This is a genomic window from Streptomyces sp. HSW2009 (assembly GCF_040240285.1).
Lineage (GTDB): Bacteria > Actinomycetota > Actinomycetes > Streptomycetales > Streptomycetaceae > Streptomyces.
Genome location: NZ_JBEHZD010000741.1, coordinates 1 through 3,117 on the forward strand (window position 1 = coordinate 1; position 3,117 = coordinate 3,117).

A 3,117-nucleotide genomic window follows, 5' to 3' on the forward strand; every position below is an offset into this window, starting at 1 on the left:
TTTTATACCCCCCCCCCCCGCCACCCCCTTTTGGGGTCGGTCGGGTGGGGGGGTTGTGGTTTATACCACACCGCCCACCCGCCCCGCCGCCGCCAGGCCCGACCGCCCTACGCCCCCGCAGCCGCCACCAGTTGCGGCGTGAAGTCCGCGATGGAGCGCGGCTGCCTGCCGAGCACCCGCTGGACGCCGTCGCCGATGCGGGCCGCCCCGTCGCGGTGGTAGTTGCGGTAGAGGCCGGCCAGGCCGTCGATCACGTACGGGTCGACGCCGGCCGCCGCCAGACCCGCCCGCCAGGCGTCGTCCATCGGAACGTCGACGTACTCCACCGGGGTGCCGAGGGCCGTTCCGAAGTGGTCGGCGAGTTCGGCGAGGGTCAGCGGCTGCGGGCCGGTGATCTCGATGGAGCCGCCGACGGGCGTCTCCGCGACGAGTTCGGCGGCGGCGACCTCGGCGATGTCCCGCACGTCCACGTACGCGCGCGCACCCGGGCCGGCCGGGTCCGCCAGCGTGCCGCCGGCTATCGCGGGCGCGGCGGGCAGGAAGTTCTGGAAGAACCGGTCAGGTTCCAGGATCGTGAGCTCAGGTACGTCGGCCCGGCGCAGCAGCTCGACGATCTCCGTGTGCGTCCGGGTGACGTTGTCCGGCTCCGCGCCGTCGGTGGTGAAGTCGATCGCCCCGAGCTTGACGATGCGGTACACGCCGGCCTCGACCGCGGCCTGGCTGAGGGTGGTCTCTGCGGTCAACTGGTCCGCGGCGAAGGGGTGCGCGAGGAAGAGCCGGTCCACGCCGTCGAGCGCGGCCCTGACGTCGTCCTCGTGCGTGGCGTCGCCCCGCACGACCTCGCCCGCCACCTCGCCGAGCGCTCTGGCACTCGACTCGGAACGGACGAGGAAGCGCACGTCGCCGCGGCCCCGCAGGGCATCGGTCACATACCGGCCGACCGCGCCGTTGGGTGTGGTGACCAGGATGGTCATCGGTCCTCCCCAGAACCTCTGCAAGTGTGTGCCGTCTGGCCAACGTCCGCCGGACGGCCGGTATTCCACCGTGCTCCCCGCCCCATTGCGCCGTGCTTCCGCGCCCGGGACGCGCGCCGGCGGCTCGTACCGCGCCGCGGTGGGCCCGGCTCCAGGCAGCGGGAGCGCCGCGGCGGTGCGGTGGTACGGGCGGTCGCGGCAGCCGTGCGGCGAGGGAACGACACGCGCACGTACGCGTGCGTGCGCATGCGCCCACGCGTCGATGCCCCCCTCCACACGCAGCCTGAACGACCGCCCGCAGGCACCACGTTACGGATCAACTTCCGCTCCCAAACGGCCAGTTCTCGCCGAAACCAGAACCAGGTTCGTCGTGATCTAGTCCGATGACGCCATGGAAGGGTCCGTCGGCCCGCTGACACGATGGGATCTTCGCCTATGAGCCCCGGCGCACCGGCGCGACGGGGCGACACCTGGGAGGACGTCATGCAGGTTGGGCAGCCCAGCCTCACCGCTCGCGGCGCCGCCGCCTTGCGGGCCGCGCACCAAGAGCTGGACGACGGGCGGGTGTTCACCGACCCGTACGCGGTGGCGATCTTGGGCGGGGACGGGGACGACCCGGTCTTCGCGGCGGCGTTCGAGCCGACCCGCGCGGCCGTGCGGTTCGCCGTCGCCGCCCGCTCCCGCTACGCCGAGGACGCGCTCGCCGTCGCGGTGCGGGAGTCCGCGGTGCGGCAGGTCGTCGTGCTCGGTGCCGGGCTCGACACCTTCGCGTACCGCAATCCGCACGCGGCCGACGGGGTGCGGGTGTTCGAGGTCGACTATCCCGCCACGCACGAGTGGAAGCGGCAGCGGCTGTTGGCCGCCGACATCGCCGTGCCCGCGTCGCTCACCTTCGCACCGGTCGACTTCGAGGGCGCCGGGCTCGCCGACGGGCTCGCGGCGGCCGGTTTCGACGCCGGGCGGCCGGCGTTCTTCATGTGCCTCGGGGTGGTGCCGTACCTGACGGACGAGGCCCTTGCGGCCACGTTCGGCTTCATCGCCTCGTTGCCGGCCGGTTCGGAGGTCGTCTTCGACTACGGCGAGCCGGCGAGTTCCCTCCCGCCCGAGCAGCGCGCCCTGCACGAGCAGCGGGCGGAGTGGGCGGCCCGGCACGGCGAGCCCTTCCGCAGCGCCTTCGCCCCGGCCGATCTCGCCGCGCGGCTGCGCACCTGGGGCTTCGCGGAGACCGAGAACACCCCCTACGGCGCCCTGGCCGACCGGTACGGGACGACGCTGCCCGACGGTGCGCAGGACGCGGGCGCGCACGTCATGCGGGCGCGCGTGTAGCTCCGTGGGTAGCCGCGCGGTAGCCGGCTGCTGCGGGGCCGCACCGGGAGACGCCTCGGGCGCGCGTGCGCGGGCGGGGCCGGGTGTGCGGCTGTCCGTGGGTACGGGCAGGTGTACGGCCGCGCCGCGCGGCGGAGGTCCTTCGGGTACGGGGCGCCCTTCAGGCCCGGAGGCCCTTCGAGCCCGGAGGCCCTTCGGGTGGGGAGGTCCATCGGGCCCAGCAGCCGTAGCGAGCGGCGGCGCTACGTACGCGTACGCGCGCGAGGCGCGGCGCACGGCGGGGCGCGGCGGGCACCGGCGGGCGGAGCAGACGGAAGCACCGCAGGGCACGGGCACGCGAGGCAGGGCTCGGGCCCACGGAGCACGGGGTGAGTTGGCGCCGGACGGGCGCGGGAAGGGTTGGACCATGCGAACCGTTCGAACCGCTCGACCGGTGCGGCCGTTACGCCGGCTGCGGCCAGCACGGCGGGCACGGCCGGCACAGCCAGCGCCAGCGGTGCCATCCGCCCAGCCGGCGCCGTCGGCGGTACAGGGCCCACCCGTGCGGCCGGACCCATCGGTGGGACCGGCTCCGTCGGCGGTACCGACCCCACCGGTGCGTCCCGCGCGCATCACGCGCGCGAGGTGTCTCCTGCGGGCGGCGCGTGCCCTGCGCAGCACCCGCTCCGTGCGCTCCGTGCGGGCCCTCGCCACGGCGGTGGCGGCCTCCGTGCTGCTGCTCACCGCCTGCGCCGGGGGCGGCGGAATGCTGAGGGCGTACTCGTCGGGCGCATTGAGACTCGCGTGCGTCGTCCAGTTCGCCTTGAGCTGGATAGTC

The 3,117-nt window shown here is 74.6% G+C and carries 2 protein-coding genes; one reads left to right on the top strand and one right to left on the bottom strand.

The features are described 5' to 3' along the window. Nucleotides 1-107 precede the first annotated feature (107 nt). Nucleotides 108-974, bottom strand: coding sequence for an NmrA family NAD(P)-binding protein (locus AAHZ94_RS31555; RefSeq protein WP_349997136.1), 867 nt, complete (start codon nt 972-974; stop codon nt 108-110). 435 nt (nt 975-1,409) lie between these two features. On the opposite strand from AAHZ94_RS31555, the gene AAHZ94_RS31560 reads away from it, so the two are divergent. Then, entirely contained in the window at nt 1,410-2,300 is an 891-nt protein-coding gene (locus tag AAHZ94_RS31560; protein ID WP_349997137.1) for a class I SAM-dependent methyltransferase, read from the top strand. Nucleotides 2,301-3,117 lie beyond the last annotated feature (817 nt).

Bases quoted from the DNA above. Each gene is read 5' to 3' on its own strand.
- AAHZ94_RS31555 (WP_349997136.1), bottom strand. From the start codon at position 974: ATGACCATCCTGGTCACCACACCCAACGGCGCGGTCGGCCGGTATGTG.
- AAHZ94_RS31560 (WP_349997137.1), top strand. From the start codon at position 1,410: ATGAGCCCCGGCGCACCGGCGCGACGGGGCGACACCTGGGAGGACGTC.